This window comes from uncultured Buchnera sp. (genome assembly GCF_913776765.1).
GTDB classification, from domain to species: domain Bacteria; phylum Pseudomonadota; class Gammaproteobacteria; order Enterobacterales; family Enterobacteriaceae; genus Buchnera; species Buchnera aphidicola_AO.
In genome coordinates, this window is record NZ_CAJYPO010000001.1 from 370,720 (window position 1) to 388,730 (window position 18,011).

Annotated in this window: 15 protein-coding genes; 7 read left to right on the plus strand and 8 right to left on the minus strand. The window is 25.1% G+C overall.

Going from position 1 to position 18,011, the window contains the following annotated elements:
- The first annotated feature begins 5 nt into the window (after positions 1 to 5).
- The 5 genes from serC to tpiA all read left to right on the plus strand — a co-directional run bounded on the left by serC (position 6) and on the right by tpiA (position 5,940).
- Positions 6 to 1,091, plus strand: coding sequence for a phosphoserine transaminase (gene serC, locus QZ401_RS01885; RefSeq protein WP_295164431.1), 1,086 nt, complete (start codon positions 6 to 8; stop codon positions 1,089 to 1,091).
- A gap of 62 nt (positions 1,092 to 1,153) precedes the next feature.
- Positions 1,154 to 2,440, plus strand: a complete 1,287-nt coding sequence (gene aroA / locus QZ401_RS01890) for a 3-phosphoshikimate 1-carboxyvinyltransferase (RefSeq protein ID WP_295164434.1) — start codon at positions 1,154 to 1,156, stop codon at positions 2,438 to 2,440.
- 592 nt (positions 2,441 to 3,032) lie between these two features.
- A complete protein-coding gene (gene rpsA, locus QZ401_RS01895; RefSeq protein WP_295164435.1) occupies positions 3,033 to 4,712 on the plus strand; it encodes a 30S ribosomal protein S1 in 1,680 nt (559 codons plus the stop codon).
- A gap of 80 nt (positions 4,713 to 4,792) precedes the next feature.
- Positions 4,793 to 5,077 carry an integration host factor subunit beta gene (gene ihfB / locus QZ401_RS01900; protein WP_295164437.1) on the plus strand — a complete coding sequence of 95 codons (285 nt, stop codon included), beginning with the start codon at positions 4,793 to 4,795 and terminating at the stop codon, positions 5,075 to 5,077.
- A gap of 98 nt (positions 5,078 to 5,175) precedes the next feature.
- On the plus strand, positions 5,176 to 5,940 hold the full coding sequence (tpiA, locus tag QZ401_RS01905; RefSeq protein ID WP_295164438.1) for a triose-phosphate isomerase: 765 nt from the start codon (positions 5,176 to 5,178) through the stop codon (positions 5,938 to 5,940).
- A gap of 7 nt (positions 5,941 to 5,947) precedes the next feature.
- Here the strand turns inward: tpiA and QZ401_RS01910 are convergent, their stop codons facing one another.
- The 7 genes from QZ401_RS01910 to phrB form a co-directional block, all read right to left on the minus strand.
- Complete coding sequence (locus QZ401_RS01910; RefSeq protein ID WP_366664893.1) at positions 5,948 to 6,727, minus strand: MIP/aquaporin family protein; 780 nt, start codon at positions 6,725 to 6,727, stop codon at positions 5,948 to 5,950.
- Between the two features lie 89 nt (positions 6,728 to 6,816).
- Positions 6,817 to 7,779: a 6-phosphofructokinase gene (pfkA, locus tag QZ401_RS01915; protein ID WP_295164439.1), complete on the minus strand. Its 963-nt coding sequence runs from the start codon at positions 7,777 to 7,779 to the stop codon at positions 6,817 to 6,819.
- 178 nt (positions 7,780 to 7,957) lie between these two features.
- A complete protein-coding gene (gpmA, locus tag QZ401_RS01920; RefSeq protein ID WP_295164441.1) occupies positions 7,958 to 8,662 on the minus strand; it encodes a 2,3-diphosphoglycerate-dependent phosphoglycerate mutase in 705 nt (234 codons plus the stop codon).
- Between the two features lie 172 nt (positions 8,663 to 8,834).
- Positions 8,835 to 10,013, minus strand: a complete 1,179-nt coding sequence (gene sucB, locus QZ401_RS01925) for a dihydrolipoyllysine-residue succinyltransferase (RefSeq protein ID WP_295164443.1) — start codon at positions 10,011 to 10,013, stop codon at positions 8,835 to 8,837.
- 16 nt (positions 10,014 to 10,029) lie between these two features.
- Entirely contained in the window at positions 10,030 to 12,798 is a 2,769-nt protein-coding gene (locus QZ401_RS01930; RefSeq protein ID WP_295164445.1) for a 2-oxoglutarate dehydrogenase E1 component, read from the minus strand.
- Between the two features lie 81 nt (positions 12,799 to 12,879).
- Complete coding sequence (locus QZ401_RS01935) at positions 12,880 to 13,623, minus strand: Nif3-like dinuclear metal center hexameric protein (protein WP_295164447.1); 744 nt, start codon at positions 13,621 to 13,623, stop codon at positions 12,880 to 12,882.
- A gap of 4 nt (positions 13,624 to 13,627) precedes the next feature.
- Complete coding sequence (gene phrB / locus QZ401_RS01940; protein ID WP_295164449.1) at positions 13,628 to 15,070, minus strand: deoxyribodipyrimidine photo-lyase; 1,443 nt, start codon at positions 15,068 to 15,070, stop codon at positions 13,628 to 13,630.
- A 353-nt stretch (positions 15,071 to 15,423) separates the two neighbouring features.
- Here phrB and fldA point away from each other — a divergent pair, with 353 nt between their 5' ends.
- Both fldA and queF read left to right on the plus strand, forming a co-directional pair.
- The gene (gene fldA, locus QZ401_RS01945) at positions 15,424 to 15,936 is read left to right on the plus strand and encodes a flavodoxin FldA (protein ID WP_295164451.1); all 513 of its coding nucleotides are present in this window, start codon (positions 15,424 to 15,426) and stop codon (positions 15,934 to 15,936) included.
- 89 nt (positions 15,937 to 16,025) lie between these two features.
- The gene (queF, locus tag QZ401_RS01950; RefSeq protein ID WP_295164453.1) at positions 16,026 to 16,814 is read left to right on the plus strand and encodes an NADPH-dependent 7-cyano-7-deazaguanine reductase QueF; all 789 of its coding nucleotides are present in this window, start codon (positions 16,026 to 16,028) and stop codon (positions 16,812 to 16,814) included.
- Positions 16,815 to 16,972: 158 nt separating this feature from the next.
- Here the strand turns inward: queF and gap are convergent, their stop codons facing one another.
- Entirely contained in the window at positions 16,973 to 17,977 is a 1,005-nt protein-coding gene (gene gap / locus QZ401_RS01955; protein ID WP_295164455.1) for a type I glyceraldehyde-3-phosphate dehydrogenase, read from the minus strand.
- Positions 17,978 to 18,011: the final 34 nt, after the last annotated feature.

The following is an 18,011-nucleotide window of genomic DNA, read 5'->3' on the forward strand; positions in this document are numbered from 1 at the left end:
AAAAAATGAATTTGATCTATAATTTTAGTGCTGGACCGGCTATGATTCCAAAAGATGTTCTTTATCAAGCAAAAACAGAATTACAAAATTGGAATCACATGGGCTGTTCTGTTATGGAAATCAGCCATCGCAGTAAGGAGTTTATTCAAGTAGCTTTAGAAGCAGAAAAAGATTTAAGAGATTTGTTAAATATTTCTGATTCTTATAAAATATTATTTTGTCAAGGTGGTGCAAGAGGTCAGTTTGCTGCTGTTCCAATGAATTTATTAGGTAATTTTAAAGAAACAGATTACATTAATAGTGGATATTGGTCGAATTGTGCATTAGTAGAAGCTAAGAAATATTGTATTCCTAAAAATATATCAATTAAAAAAACAGAAAATGGTAAAAATTTTCTTTTAAAACCCTCTGAATGGAATATCAGTAACAATTCGGCGTATATTCATTATTGTCCTAATGAAACCATAGATGGAATGTCAATTTATGAAGAACCAAATTTTAAAAACAAAATAATAGTTGGAGATTTTTCATCATTTATTTTATCTCGCAAAATTAATGTTGAAAATTATGGTTTGATTTATGCAGGTGCTCAAAAAAATATTGGACCTTCGGGTATTACAATTATTCTTATTAGAAAAGATTTAATAGGATATGCTTCTAAAATATCTCCTTCTATTTTTAATTATCACACGATATCAAAATATAATTCTATGTTTAATACACCGCCTACATTTTCTTGGTATTTGTCAGGATTAGTGTTTAAATGGTTAAAAAAACAAGGTGGAATAAAAAAAATTGAAGCATTAAATCAAAAAAAATCAAATTTATTGTATCAAATAATAGATAATAGCGATTTTTATATCAATAATATAGATAAGAGAAATAGATCTCAAATGAATGTCGTGTTTCATTTATACGATTCTAAATTAAATGATTTCTTTTTAAAAGAAGCACATAACGTAGGGTTAAATGCTTTAAAAGGACATTATATAGTTGGAGGTATGCGTGCATCTATCTATAACGCTATGCCATTAGAAGGTGTTCAATCTTTAGCGGAATTTATGTTATATTTTGAAAAAAAGTATGGATAAAAGATTTTAATTTTCTTAAGGAATAAATTAAAAATTTTGTTTTCATTAGAGTGTGTTTTATTATGCAAAAAATTTTAAAGTTAAAACCAGTTTCTTACGTCAATGGAACTATTTATTTACCTGGCTCAAAAAGTATATCAAATAGAGTTTTATTATTATCTTCTATGGCTAATGGTATTACTTGTTTAACAAATTTACTAGATAGTCAAGATACTCAATATATGTTAGCTGCTTTAAAAAAAATTGGAGTTAAATTTTTCTTATCAAATAATAATACAACTTGTCATGTTCATGGTATCGGAAAAGCGTTTTGTTTATCTCATCCTATTTCATTGTTTTTAGGAAATGCAGGAACAGCTATGCGACCGCTTCTTGCTGCTCTATCTTTAAATCAAAATAATGTTATCTTAAGTGGAGATGATAGAATGCATGAAAGACCAATTGAACATCTTGTTGACGCTTTAAAACAAGGTGGGGCAATTCTTGAATACAAAAAAAACATAGGATATCCTCCTATTTTGACTAAAGGTGGTTTTATAGGCGGCTCTATTGTATTAAACGGAAGTATTTCTAGTCAATTTTTAACATCATTATTAATGATAGCTCCATTAGCATTAAAAGATACTAGTATATTTATTCATGGAAATTTAGTTTCTAAACCTTATGTTGATATTACATTAAATCTAATGAAATCTTTTGGAATTAATATTACAAATAATTCTTATAAATCTTTTCATATAAGGGGAAAACAACAATATCAATCACCAGGAAATTATCTGATTGAAGGAGATGCATCTTCAGCATCATATTTTTTAGCATCTGCTGCAATTAAAGGTGGTTCAGTAAAAGTTGTTGGTGTTGGTAAAAAAAGTATTCAAGGTGATATAAAATTTGCTGATGTACTTAAAAAAATGGGAGCTATTATTGATTGGGGTGATTCCTTTATTGTTTGTACACGTAATAAATTAGAAAAAATTAACTTAGATATGAATCATATCCCTGATGCAGCAATGACTATTGCAATAGTATCTCTTTTTGCTCAAGGAACTTCAATTATTAAAAATATATACAACTGGCGTGTTAAAGAAACTGATCGATTATTTGCAATGAGCACAGAATTAAAAAAAATTGGTGCAGTAGTCAGAGAAGGAAAAGATTTTTTATCTATTACTCCTCCTGTTTTATTTAAATTTGCAGAAATTGATACATATAATGATCATCGTATGGCGATGTGTTTTTCTCTTATATGTTTATCTGGAATGAGTGTTAGTATACGTAATCCGAATTGTATTTCTAAAACTTTTCCATCTTACTTTAAAGATTTTTTAAAAATTAGCAAATTTAGTTAATTTTTAACATTACAGATAATTTTATCTATTTTAATTTAAATTTTTCTTCTTTTAGAAAAAACAATTTTTTTAAAAATTTAGTGAAATTTTGTCTAAATGAGCAACTTTTTTTAAAATTAGAAAAACTTTACTTCATTAATAAAGTTGTTTTCTTTGTTTTCCCGGATTAATAGAAGAAAAATGGGATATGAATAGAATTTTTTTCCTAATGCTATAATAAAATTTTTTTGGATACAATATTTAATATTGTATTTATAGAAAAATATATAGAAAAATATTATAACTAAAAAAAATTAACATCATATTAATTTCAAAAATTTTTAAAACAAATAAAAATTCATGATGAACTTGATTAAAATCAATCAATTTCTCCTTTATACCTATCAGAAAATGCTATAATATTAAATTTAATAAATTGAGTTTTGAAGAACAATTAAAACTTTTACAAAGTATTTTATTAAAATAAATATAAATCTTTATTCGCAAAAAATTGCACTCTTTGATATGGATTATTAAAAGATATATAAAACAAGCTTATTTTAACATGAAGTTAAAATAAACATTTAATAAAAGTTTTTTAAATATTATTAATATGAATGAATCTTTTGCTCAACTATTTGAAGAATCACTAAAAGAGATTAAAACTCGTCCAGGATCAATTATTCGAGGAGTTATTGTTTCTATAGAAAAAGAAACAGTACTCGTTGATGCCGGTCTTAAATCTGAATCAGCAATTCCAGCTGAACAATTTAAAAATGCTCAAGGATTTTTAGATGTAAAAGTTGGAGATGAGATTGATGTTGCTTTAGATGCTATTGAAGACGGATTTGGAGAAACACTTTTATCTCGAGAAAAAGCAAAACGACATGAAGCATGGTTAATATTAGAACAAGCTCATGAGAAATCAGAAACTGTTATTGGCATTATTAATGGAAAGGTTAAAGGTGGATTTACTGTAGAATTAAATGACATACGTGCTTTTTTACCAGGTTCTTTAGTTGATATTCGTCCTGTTAGAGATACTATTCATCTTGAAGGTAAAGAACTAGAATTTAAAGTAATAAAACTAGATCAAAAACGTAATAATGTTGTTGTTTCGAGACGTGCTGTAATTGAATCTGAAAATAGTGCTGAAAGAGATCAATTATTAGAAAGTTTACAAGAAGGCATAGAAATTAAAGGGATCGTTAAAAATTTAACAGATTATGGAGCTTTTGTAGATTTGGGTGGTGTAGACGGATTGTTACATATTACTGACATGGCATGGAAAAGGGTTAAACATCCCAGTGAGATAGTTAATGTCGGCGATGAAATAAATGTTAAAATTTTAAAATTTGATAGAGAAAGAACACGTGTTTCTCTAGGATTAAAACAATTGGGTGAAGATCCATGGATAGCCATTTCTCATCGTTATCCAGAAGGAATTAAATTAAGTGGTCGCGTAACAAATTTAACAGATTACGGTTGTTTTGTAGAAATTGAAGAAGGTGTAGAAGGTCTTGTTCATGTATCTGAAATGGATTGGACTAATAAAAATATTCATCCTTCTAAAGTAGTTGCTGTGAATAATATAGTAGATGTTATAGTTTTAGATATTGATGAAGAACGTCGTCGTATTTCCCTTGGTTTAAAACAATGCAAGGTAAATCCTTGGCAAGAATTTTCTGAAACTCATAAAAAAGGAGTTCATGTTGCCGGAAAAATAAAATCTATTACAGATTTTGGTATTTTCATTGGTTTAAAAGGTGGTATTGATGGATTAGTACATTTATCGGATATTTCTTGGAAAATATCAGGTGAAGAGGCTGTTAAAAACTATAAAAAAGGTGATGAAATATCTGCTGTGGTTTTACAAGTAGATGCTGAACGAGAACGTATTTCATTAGGAATTAAACAATTAGAAGAAGATCCTTTTAATGCATATGTTTCAAATTATAAAAAAGGAGCTTTAATTACTGGAACAGTAAAATCCTTTGATAAAAAAACTGCTATAGTAAAATTAGCAGAAGGTGTAGAAGGCAACATAAAATTTTCTGACTCTTCTCGTGTTAATAGTGAAGAAATAATAAAAAAAATAAAAATTAATGATACTATTTTAGTAAAATTATCTAATTTTGATCGAAAAAATAGAATTATTAATCTTGCTTTTCATATTATAGATGAAAAGGATAATAAAAAAGATTTAAAAAATAAAATAAATATAAAATCAAATGATGAATCTTTTTCTAATGTAATGACGGAAGCTTTTAAAGCAGCTCAAAATACTGAATAATTATTTGAAAAACAAAAATATATTTTTTGTAAGTTTTTAAAAAAACATTTTTATAAAAATATATTAATTATAGAGGATTTATGACAAAGTCAGAATTATTCGAAAGAATTGCTGAACGAAAATCTCATATTTCAAATAAAATAATAGAATATGCCGTAAAAGAAATGCTTAAATATATGTCAATTTCGCTGTCTAAGGGAAAACGAATTGAAATTCGAGGATTTGGTAGTTTTTCCTTGCATTATAGATCTTCTCGTATAGGTCGAAATCCTAAAACTGGCAAAAAAATTAAATTAAACGAAAAATATGTACCTTATTTTAAACCAGGAAAAAAACTGCGAGATCGAGTTAATTTATATAAATAGTATATCTTAATACTTCTGTAATAGAAACTAAGTTCATATATAATTTTTTTATAAAAAGCTTAGTTTCTATAATATTAAAAAAATTTGAGTGTATTAATATGAAAAAAAATATTATTGTAGCTAATTGGAAATTAAACGGTGACATAAAAAGTATTTCTTGTTTTTTAACTTATTTAAAGTTAAAATTTTTATCTTTTTCAAAAAAAAACATTATTGTAATTGCACCTCCTACTGTTTTTTTAGAAAGAGTATATAAAGATATAAATAATACAGATATTTGTCTTGGTGCACAAAATATAGATATAAATTTAAAAGGTGCTTTTACTGGTGAAAATTCTGCTTTAATGATGAAAGATATTGGTGTTAAATATATTATCCTTGGTCATTCTGAAAGACGCTTGTTTCATAATGAAAATAACGAAATAATTTCAAAAAAATTTGGTTTAGTAAAAAAATTAGACTTAATTCCTATTTTATGTATAGGCGAAACTGAAATAGAAAAAAAATCTAATAAGACTGAAAAGAGTTTAAAAATACAATTAAAGTCTATATTAAATGTTTTTGGAGAACAAGCGTTTAGAAATTCAGTAATTGCATACGAACCTGTTTGGGCTATTGGTACAGGTGTTTCAGCAGATCCTAAAAATGTGCAATTAATACATCAATTTATAAAAAATTATATAAAACAATATGATGCTATTAGTGCAGAAAACTTGATTGTACAATATGGTGGTTCTGTTAATTCATTAAATGCAGAAAATTTCCTTAAGCAACCTGATGTTGATGGATTGTTAATTGGTAGTGCATCTTTAAAACATGAAGAATTTTTAAAAATTATAGAGATATCAGATAATATTTTATAAAAAATAATTATTTTTTTATATAAATTGTGTATATCCATCCTCCTAGATTTATACCTAGAATAGGCGTAATGGTAGGTATTAAAAAATATGGAAAAATCATATTATCACTACCTGTAAATGCTAATTTACCCCATCCAATTAAGCTTAAAAATATTCTAGGACCTAAATCTCGAGCTGGATTCAAAGTAATATTATATGAACTTAACAATAGGTTAATTATTGCAATTAACATTCCTATTAAAAAAGGATTTATAAAACTACAAGATGGAAATAAATTATTTTTTTCATTGATTTTCATAAGTATAATTATAAAAATTGTTCCAATAAATATTTCTAATATAAAATCATGAATTAAATTGTGATCTTCTTTTGGAAAAGCACAGAAAACTGAAGCTAATTCAAGACTTTTTTTTGTCCCCCGAATGATGTTATATTGAGACTCAAATGAATTAAATAAATTATAACAAATAAGATACATTAAAACAGTAAAGAAGAATGCTCCAGCTATTTGAGATATAATATAAGGTATTACTTTTTTTTGACTAAATTGAGAGGACAACCAAAGAAAAATAGTAATAGCTGGATTTAAATGTGCTCCAGATATTGAAACACTAAAATAAACTGATATAAATACTCCTAATCCCCAAAAAAAACTAATTTCATAGCTATTAAAATGAAAATTTGTTAATTTTGATATGGCAAAAGAAGTGATTCCTAAAAATATAATTAAACCTGTTCCTAAAAATTCAATAAAACATTGTTTTAATATTTTTTTTTTTAAAAAGATTCATTGTTTTAATACCTTTAAAATTTTATTTTATTAAAAATAAAATTAAAAATTTTAGAGCGCCGGAAAAACCGGCACTAATTTTTGTATTAGTATAGCTTTTTAGCTGTAATTAACCAATCTTTTTTAAAAACACGTTTCATATTTTTTAGTGCATTTGTTATATCGTTAAATACCATTTTTTCATTTTGTACTCCAACACATTTTCCTTTGTAACCTTTTATCAATAATTCTACTGCATATGCCCCCATTCTTGAAGCAAGTATTCGATCATATACTACTGGAGCCCCTCCTCTTTGGATGTGCCCTAAAATTGTAGCTCTTGTTTCTCTATTTGTTTTTTTCTGAATATATCCAGCTAATTTTTCTACATCACAAATGTATTCTGTTATCGCTACTATTGCATGTTTTTTACCTTTTTCGATGCCTGCTTGAATTTCAGAAACTAATTCTTCTTTTGTATACTTGATTTCTGGCAAAACAATGAATTCGCAGCCACCAGCAATTGCAGCAGCTAACGTTAAGTCACCACAGTATCTTCCCATAACTTCTACAATAGAGATTCTTTGATGAGAAGAAGAAGTATCCCTTAATCTATCAATTGCTTCTACAACTGTTTCTAAAGCTGTAAAATAACCTATTGTATAATCAGTACCTGCTACATCGTTATCTATAGTTCCTGGAATACTAATACATGGAACACCCATTTTTGTTAATTTTTGAGCTCCTATATAAGATCCGTCTCCTCCAATTACAACAAGGGCATCTATGTTTCTTTTATTTAAATTATTTATCGCAATAGTACGTATTTCATTTTTATAAAAATCCGGAAATCTAGCAGATCCTAAAAATGTTCCACCTCTATTAATCATATCAGAAACACTATATCTATCTAGTTGTGTCATACGATTTTCATATAAACCTAAATATCCATCATAGATACCAAATACTTCTAATTTTTCACTTAATGCTGTTCTTACTACACCCCTAATTGCAGCATTCATTCCAGGAGCATCTCCACCGCTAGTTAACACTCCAATTTTTTTGATCATAAAAATCCCGTTTTTTTCACTACTATAAAATTTTATTTTTTTTCCTATTATTAATTTTTAACAAATTTTTCTTTAAAAAATTGATTTTAATTGTTTTATTAAAATAAGATTTAATCTCCAACTAAAATTGGAGATAATTTTTTTACATAGCAATTTTTAGATGGAAAAATATATTATATTAAATAATTGATTTTAAATAATACCATTTAATAGGAATACATTCTTCATTGAATTCTAAAACAATGGGAATGGCAGTTGGAATGTTTAATTCCAAAATTTTTTTATTATCTATTTTATTTAAAAATTGAATTAATGCACGTAAAGAATTTCCGTGTGCTACAATAAGAACTTTTTTTCTTTTTTGTATTTGTGGTAAAATAAATTCATTCCAGTAAGGAATCACTCTTTTTGCAGTCAATTGTAAACTTTCACCTAATGGAAGTTTATCAGTTTCTATATTTGCATAACGTACGTCATTTCCTGGAAATCTTTTATCTTTTAATTTAATTTGAGGAGGAATAATATCAAAACTTCTTCTCCATAAATTTACTTGTTCTTCACCATATTTTTTAGTCATTTCATCTTTGTTCAATCCTTCCAGTGCACCATAATGTCTTTCATTTAAACGCCAAGATTTTTGAACGGGCAACCAAGATTGATTTAATGTATCTAAAATATATCTTAAGGTATGTATCGCTCTTTTTAACATAGAGGTATGTGCATAATCGAAAAAAAAATTTTCTTTCTTTAATAATAAACCTGCTTTTTGAGCTTCATTTTTTCCATTTTGACTTAATTCTATATCGTGCCATCCAGTAAATTTATTTAAGTTGTTCCATTTGCTTTGACCATGTCTAATTAATACTAATTTATTTGTTTTCATATTTTATCTTCTATTTTTTTAAATATATATATAATTATTTTGTTAAAAAATTGATTTTAATAAAATAAAAATAATTAATTGTTATAAAAATAAAAGTACAGTTCATAACTAAGAATTACTGTACTTTTGAAGTATATTAAAAAATAAATTTTTTTAATATATAAAAACAAATTTATATATTAATTAAAATGCGATTTAAATCTTCTAATATATTTTTTATAGTTATTAAAAAATTAACAGACTCTTTTCCATCTATTAAACGATGATCATAAGACAACGCTAAATACATCATAGGAAGAATTTTTACTATTCCATTTATAGCCATAGGACGTTCTTTGATAACATGCATTCCTAATATAGCAGTTTGAGGAGGATTAATAATAGGTGTAGACATTAAGGAACCAAAAACACCACCATTAGTTATGGTAAAATTTCCTCCGATTAATTCTTCTAATTTTATTTTGTTTTCGCTACTTTTAATGGACAATTCTTTTATTTTTTTTTCTATGTCAGCGATGCTCATATTATCTGCATTTCTTAAAACTGGTGTTATCACTCCTCTAGGAGTAGAAACAGCAATACTGATATCAAAGTTTTTATAATAAACAATATCAGTTTTATCAATAGATGCATTTATTTCTGGAAATTTTCTCAAAGCTTCTACCACTGCTTTTACAAAAAAAGACATAAATCCAATACGGACACCGTGTTTTTTTTCAAAAGATTCGCCATATTTTTTACGTAATGATATTATTGGTTGCATGTTTACTTCATTAAAAGTAGTAAGCATCGCTGTATTATTTTTAGTTTCTAATAATCTTTCAGCAATTTTTTGACGTAGTCGCGTCATTTTTATTCTATTTTCAAAATTTTTATTTTCTTTTGTATTAAAAAAAGAATGTTTTTTTAATTTTTTTTCAGTACTTTTTTGATTTTTTATATAACTTAATTCATTAAATGTTTCGTTATTTTTATTAATTCTTACTAAACGTCTTATAGAAGGTGTGAAATTATATATTTTTTCTTTAAAAGGAATATTAAAATTTTTGTTTTTTATAAATTTTTTTTTATTTTCTACTGATTGCAGTCCTGTTTTATTTTCAATATTTTTAGATTCAATAATATTTCCTAATATTTGATTTGATTTAACAATCGCTCCTTCTTTTTCTAAAATAACATCTAATACTCCATTACATGGAGATGAAACTTCTAGCATTACTTTATCTGTTTCAATATCAACTATATTATCTTCAGAAGAAATTTTTTCTCCAATTTTTTTATGCCATTTTACGACTACTGCATCATTAACAGATTCAGGTAGATCTGGAACAAGAATATTTATTTTATTCATTTTGTATCCTTTTGTACTATTTTAAGAAATTAAATGCATTATATATTATTTTTTCTTGTTCTTTCCTATGCATTAAAATATGACCAGCTGCAGGTGAAGCAGCAGATGGACGACCAATATAATTTAAATGAGTATTATGCGGTAAAAGAGTACATAAAGAATTTTTAATATAGAACCATGCACCCTGATTATGTGGTTCTTCTTGACACCAAATAAAATCTTGTACATAAGAATAAAGTTTTAATATTTTCAATATTTCATCTTTTGGAAATGGATATAATTGCTCAATTCGAATTAATTCAATATTATTAATATTATATTTATTACGATATTCTAAAAGATCATAATATATCTTACCAGAACAAAAAATTAGACGTTTTACTTCTTTTTGATTTTTATTTGTTTCATGTATTACATTTTTAAAGTTTTCATCTATTAAAACTTCTAAAGAAGATCCTGCCATAGCGTTTCTTAAAAGTGATTTAGGAGTTAAAATAATTAATGGTTTATAAATATTACTAAATATTTGACGTCTTAATAAATGAAATATTTGTGAAGATAGAGTAGGTATACATACCTGTATGTTATTTTCTGCACACAGTTGAAGAAATCTTTCAAGTCTAGCAGAAGAATGTTCAGGTCCTTGTCCTTCATATCCATGAGGTAAAAAAAGAACTAAATTAGATTTAATATTCCATTTTTGTTCACTTGAACTAATAAATTGATCTATAACTACTTGAGCACCATTAGCAAAATCACCAAATTGTGCTTCCCAAATTGTTAAATTATTTGATGGAAATAATGAATATCCATATTCAAAAGCTAAAACTGCTTCTTCTGATAGAACAGAATCCCAAATTTCAAATTTTCCTTGATTTTTTTCTATATTTTGTAAAGGGATGTAAATAGAATCATTTTTTTGATCATGAATAGCAGCATGACGGTGAAAAAAAGTTCCTCTACTTATATCTTCTCCTGAAAGACGACATGAAATTCCTTCCTTTAGTATTGTTGCGTAAGCTAATAATTCAGCCGCACCCCAATCAAATAATTTTCGTCCTTCAGACATCTCTATTCTTTCTTGATAAATTTTTTTAACTCGATCATGTACTTTAATTGAATTAGGAATAGTATTAATAGAATGTAATAAATCTTTAACATTAAAAAAATCCAATTTTTTATTTTCTTTTTGTTTTTTTATAAAAAAATTTTCATTTTCATATTGAAATTTTATATTGTCTTTTTTTGAGAAAATGTTTTTTCCTTGTACTAGTTTAGTAGTATATTTTTCTACTATTTTCTCAACATCATGAGATGTAATTAATTTTTCAAAAATTAGTAAGTTAGAATATATTTTACTTATAGTAGGATGATTGCGAATTTTTTTATACATAAGAGGTTGTGTTACAGAAGGATCATCTACTTCATTATGTCCATGTCGTCTATAGCATACTAAATCTACAAAAACATCTTTTTTAAATTTCTTTTTGAATTTTAAAGCCAATTGAATTGCAAAAATAGAGGCTTCTATATCGTCAGCATTGACATGAAATACAGGTGATTGAATTATTTTAGCAACATCAGTACAATACTTACTAGAGCGAAGATGTTTAGGATTAGATGTAGTAAATCCAATTTGATTATTAATTACTATATGAACAGTACCACCTACTTTATAAGCTTCTGTTTGAGACATATTTAATGTTTCTTGAATTACACCTTGTCCAATAATAGAAGCATCACCATGTATATTAATAGATAAAATTTTATTTTCAGAAATTTTTAATTGATCTATAGATGCTCGTGCTATACCTAAAACAACTGGATTGATTATTTCTAAATGAGATGGATTATATGCTAATTTTAAATGTATTTTTTCTTTTTCATTTTTTATTTGTGCAATTCCACCTATATGATATTTTACATCGCCACTATATTCCTTTGGTATGTTAATACCAGAAAATTCATCAAATAAGATCTTTGGATTTTTGTTTAATACATTTACTAATACATTTAATCTACCTCTATGTGCCATACCTAAGACAATGTCAGATATATTATTGTTTTTTGAATATCGAATTATTTCGTGCAGAATAGTAATTAATGCCTCTGCTCCTTCTAAAGAGAATCGTTTTGTACCAGAAAATTTTTTTCCCAAGTATTTTTCAAAAGTTTCTCCATAAATAATTTCTTTTAAAAAACTTATTTTTTCTTTTTGTGAAAACAAATTTTCTTTAAAAAATAGTTCTATATTTTTTGTAATCCATTTTTTTTCAAATGAATTTTCGATGTACATATATTCAAATCCAATAGAACCGCAGTATTTATTATTTAATTCTTTATATAAATCTATAATTTTTATTGTATATTGAGAAGAATTTTTAAAATCGACTTTAACAGTTGTTTCTAATTCATCTTCGCTAAAATCATAAAAAGAAGGTTCTAAATATTTATATTTTTTTTGTTCATTTAATTGGATAGGATCGATTAAAGCTTTTTTATAGCCTTTTTTTCGAAAAGTGTTAATAATATAATTAATTTTTTTTTCTAGGATATTTTGTTTATCAACTTTAATTTCTTTAAAATTATTATTTTTATAAAAATCTTTTTCCTCCCTTAAAATATTTTTTTCTTTTTTAGATAAATTTGAAAATTTATTCTGCCATGTAACATCAACAGATTTTGGATTTATTAAATAACTTTCGTATATTTTTTCAATATAACTCTGATTACTACTAGATAACCAGGAAGAATTAAACCATTTTTCTAGTGTATTTTTTTTCATATTTTTTATTTAAATTTTTTATTAAATTATTTAGATAGAAAATCTAAAAATAGGTAAAATTTTTATAATTTAATTTTTAAATTATGCGGGATTATAAATATCAACAAACGTTACATCTAAATCATACTTATTATTTAACCATTTACCTAAAGATTTAATTCCATCTTTTTCTGTAGCATGATGTCCTATAGAAAAAAAATGAATACCTAGTTCTTTAGCAATGTGCGTTGTTTCTTCTGAAATTTCACCTGTCAAAAAAGCATCTATTCCAAAATTATACGCTTTTTTTATAAAATTTTGCCCTCTTCCACTACACCAAGCTATACGAGAAATATACAATGGAGCATTTTCATATATATGTATAGGCTTTTTTTCATATTTTTTTTCAATTTTTTTAGCAAAATCAAAAGCATTTATATTGTCTTTTAAAATTCCCCATAATAAATAAGGTAAAATATGACCTTTAATACAAATGTTTAATTTTTTAGCTATTTGCGCATTATTTCCTAGTGTAGGATGAATATCTAAAGGTAGGTGCCAGCTGTACAAATTAATATTATTAGAAAGTATAGTTTTTAATCTTTTTCTCTTCATGTTATGAATATATTGAGATTCTCTTTTCCAAAAATAACCATGATGAACAATTATAGTATTGCAATGGTAAGATAATGCTTTGTCTAATAAGTCTTGGCAAGCAGTAACACCTGTAATAATTTTTTTAACTGTTTTTTCGCCTTCTATTTGTAATCCATTAGGTACAACATCATTATATTCATCACTTGATAATTCTTTATTAATGATTTTTTCTAATAAAAAATTTTCCATTTTATCAAACCTTTTCTTTTTTGCAATCTAATTGAGCTTTATTGTATACTAATAATACTTTTTTTTTACTGTTTTTATAGTCTATAATTGGTTCTGGATAGTTTATTTTACAGTTATTTCTTATTGACCACTCGTATGGGTTATGGATATAATTATCTGGTACATAATTTAATTCTGGAATATATTTTCGTATAAAAAGTCCGGATCTATCAAATTTCTTTGATTGATTTAAAGGATTAAAAACACGTATATACGGAACAGAATCACTCCCTGTTGAAGCTGACCATTGCCATCCACCATTATTTAACGCAAAATCTCCGTCAATTAAATTAGACATAAAATATTTTTCACCCTTTCTCCAATTAATTAAAAGATTTTTTACTAGAAAACTAGACGTAATCATTCTTAGTCTATTATGCATCCAACCTGTTTGATTCAATTGTCTCATTCCTGCATCTACTATAGGAAAGCCTGTATTTCCATTTTTCCAAGCATTAAAATAATTTATATTATTTGTCCAATTAATTTTTTCTTCCCATATAACTAATGCTTTAGATTTGCTGAGTATTGGAAAACCAACTAACAAATGATAATAAAATTCACGCCATATTATTTCATTTAACCAATCTGAATTTAAAATAATATTTAATGGTATTTTTTTATATTTTTTTAAAATTATATTTAAACAATATCGTGGCGATATTATTCCTAAGGACAAATAGGGAGACAACATACTAGTACCGTTTAAAAATGGAAAATTTTTTTTTAAAGAATATTCCTCTATCTTATCGATACAAAAATTTTTTAGTCTGTTAATAGCTTGTCTTTCTCCAATGGGAAAGACTTTTTGATCAAAATTAACAACTAAATTTGCTGGAAATAATTTTAGTAATGAAAAATTAGGATAAAATCTTCTTTTTATTGGAATAGGAAAACATTCGGGGATTTTTTTCGATAAATTATATATTACTTTTTTTTTAAAAAAAGAAAAAATTTTATATGCTTTATTGTTTTTGTTTTTTATTCTATCAATAGAAATCAAGAGACTATCGTGAAATCCTTTTACAACAACACCTTTTTGAGATAGTTTTTTTTTTATTATATAATCACGATTTCGTTCATTTATTTCATATTGATAATTATAAAATAAACTATTTATTTTATTTTTTTCACAGAAATGAATTAAATAATCTATTGAACTTAAAAAATTAGGACATTCATGATGATGTAGAATAATATTTAATTTAAATAATTCTTTTTGTAAGCTGATTAAACTTTGGTAGATAAACGATATTTTTTTAGAAGAAAAAAAATGATCTTTCCATTGTTGTGGGGTAGAAATAAATAAACCAATAACTTCATCCATATCACACATACAAGCGTTATGTAATGCAGTATTATCATACAGACGAAGATCGTTTCGAAACCAAATTAAATTTTTTTTCATTATTTTTTTTAATATATTTGTATTTTTTTAAAAAATATATGTTACAATTTTTTTTGTTTTTTTTTAAATTAAATTCTTTTTTAAAAATTAAATTTAAAAAAAAATATTTTTATTTTTATAGTTTTAGTAAAAAAACTTTTAAAAAATTTTTTTATGAATTAATCTATTAATAAATATAACTTATAAATTAGCTATTAGAATACATTTATTCTACTAAGATAACAAAAATAATTATAAATTTTTTAGTTTTATATTTTTTATGTATTTTTTTAAAAAAATTTTTAAATAAAAAAATCTTCAAATATTTTCTTACTTATAAAAAAGAAATATATTTCGATGAATAGGCATAAAATATGAAAAAAATAGGTATTTTTTTTGGAAGTGATACTGGAAATACAGAAAAATCAGCAAAATTAATTCATAAAGAAATTGGTAGTAATATTTCTATATTACATGATATTAGCAATGCTTCTAAAAAAGATATTGAAATTTTTGATTATCTAATATTAGGAGTTCCTACTTGGTATTATGGTGAAATACAATGTGATTGGGATGATTTTTTACCTACTTTAAAAAAAATGAATTTTTTGCATAAAACCATAGCATTATTTGGGTGTGGTGATCAGGAAGATTATGCAGAATATTTTTGTGATGCATTGGGTTTAATACATAAAGTTTTAAAAAAAAATAATGCTAAAATAGTTGGAAAATGGCCTACAATTGAATATAATTTTGAATCTTCTAAAGCTCTTTTAAATAAAGATTATTTTGTAGGATTAGCTTTAGACGAAGATCGACAACCAGAAAAAACAGAAGAAAGAATAAAAAAATGGATAAAAAATATTCTTCCTAATTTTTACTTATAAAAAATATGATTTTATCATAAATGAATAAAATTAAAAAATAAATTTTATATAAAATATGATTATATATAACTTTAAATTAAAGAAAAAATATGAGTTTTAAAACAAATAATTTTAATTTTCTAAAAGCTATACCTAGAAAACAACATCGAAAAAAAATTAAATTAAATTATATTGATCTCCCCTTTGTCGGAAAAGACATTTGGACTTTATACGAACTATCTTGGTTAAATAAAAATGGTTTACCAAAAATTGCCATCGCTAAAATAGAAATTGATATAAACAGCACTAACATTATCGAATCTAAAAGTTTTAAAATTTATATAAATAGTTTTAATCAAATAAAATTTAATAGTGACGCTGATTTTATTAAAATTTTAATTGATGATATCACTAGATGTGTATGTGGAAAAATTTCTGTTAAACTGTTTACTTTAGATGAAATTAAAAATCAAAAAATCGCAGATTTTCATGGTATTTGTATAGATAATCAAAATATTAAAATAGAATCATATAAATATGAACCATCGTTACTTATGATTAATTCTGAAAGAAAAATAATCAAGGAAGATTTATATACTCATTTATTTAAATCTAATTGTCCTGCTACCCAACAACCCGATTGGGCATCAATATATATTAAATATACTGGATTACCAATCAATCATGATTCGCTATTGCGTTATTTAATTTCTTTTCGTTCTCATAATGAATTTCATGAAGAATGTATTGAAAGAATTTTTAATGATATTAATAACATTTGTAAACCTAAAAAATTAAGCTTATATGCAAGATATACTCGAAGAGGTGGAATTGATATCAATCCATGGCGCAGCAATAATATTTTTTCACCTTCTCTTATTAGATTAGCTAGACAATAAAAAGTTGAAACAAAAAATTTTAAAAAAAGCAGTATTAAGATTATACTTAATACTGCTATTTTAAAAAAAATAAGATACATCTTATATATAAGATCATCTTATTTATTTAAATACTTTATATATAAAAAAAATATGCTTTTTATAGAAATAATTATATTTTATATTTCTTTTGAAGCAACTAATGTAACTAAATCTAATACCTTACTAGAATAACCTGTTTCATTATCATACCAGGAAATTAATTTAGAAAAATTTTTATTTAGAGATAAACCAGCTTTAGCATCAAAAATAGAAGTTAATTCGTTACCATTAAAATCTGTTGATACAACTTCATCTTCAGTATATCCTAAAATTCCCTTCATTTTATTTTCAGAAGCGTTTTTAATAACTTCACAAATTTCATTGTATGTCGCTGATTTTTTATAACGTACTGTTAAATCCACTACAGATACATTTGAAGTAGGAACTCGAAAAGCTATTCCTGTTAATTTACCATTTAAATGTGGTAAAACTTTTCCTACAGCAATAGCTGCACCTGTAGAAGAAGGAATAATATTTTGTAAAGCTCCCCGACCTCCTCTCCAATCTTTATTAGAAGCTCCATCAACGATTTTTTGAGTGGCTGTACTAGCATGTACAGTAGTCATTAGTCCTTCAACAATACCAAAATGATCATCTATTATTTTTGATAAGGGAGCTAAACAATTAGTTGTACAAGAGGCATTAGATACAATTTTTTCTCCTTTATATTTATCAAAATTAGCACCTCTAACAAACATTGGAACATCATCTTTTGATGGTCCAGTGATGACAACTTTTTTTGCACCAGATAAGATATGTTTATGAGCTGTGTTTTTTGTTAAAAAGAGACCAGTAGATTCAATTACTACATCAATTGATAATTTATCCCACATTAATTTTTCAGGATCTTTTATGGAGGTAATTCTAATTTTTTTTCCGTTAACAATAAGATTTTTATTTTTAACTTCAATATTTTTTTTAAAAACTCCATGAGTTGAATCATATTTTAACATATAGGCTACATATTCAGGATCAAGTAAATCATTTATCGCTACAACTTCAATATTTTTACGTTCCTGAGCTAGACGAAATAAAACGCGTCCAATACGACCAAATCCATTAATACCTACTTTAATAGTCATTGTTTCACCATTTTTTTTGTAAATTATTTATAAT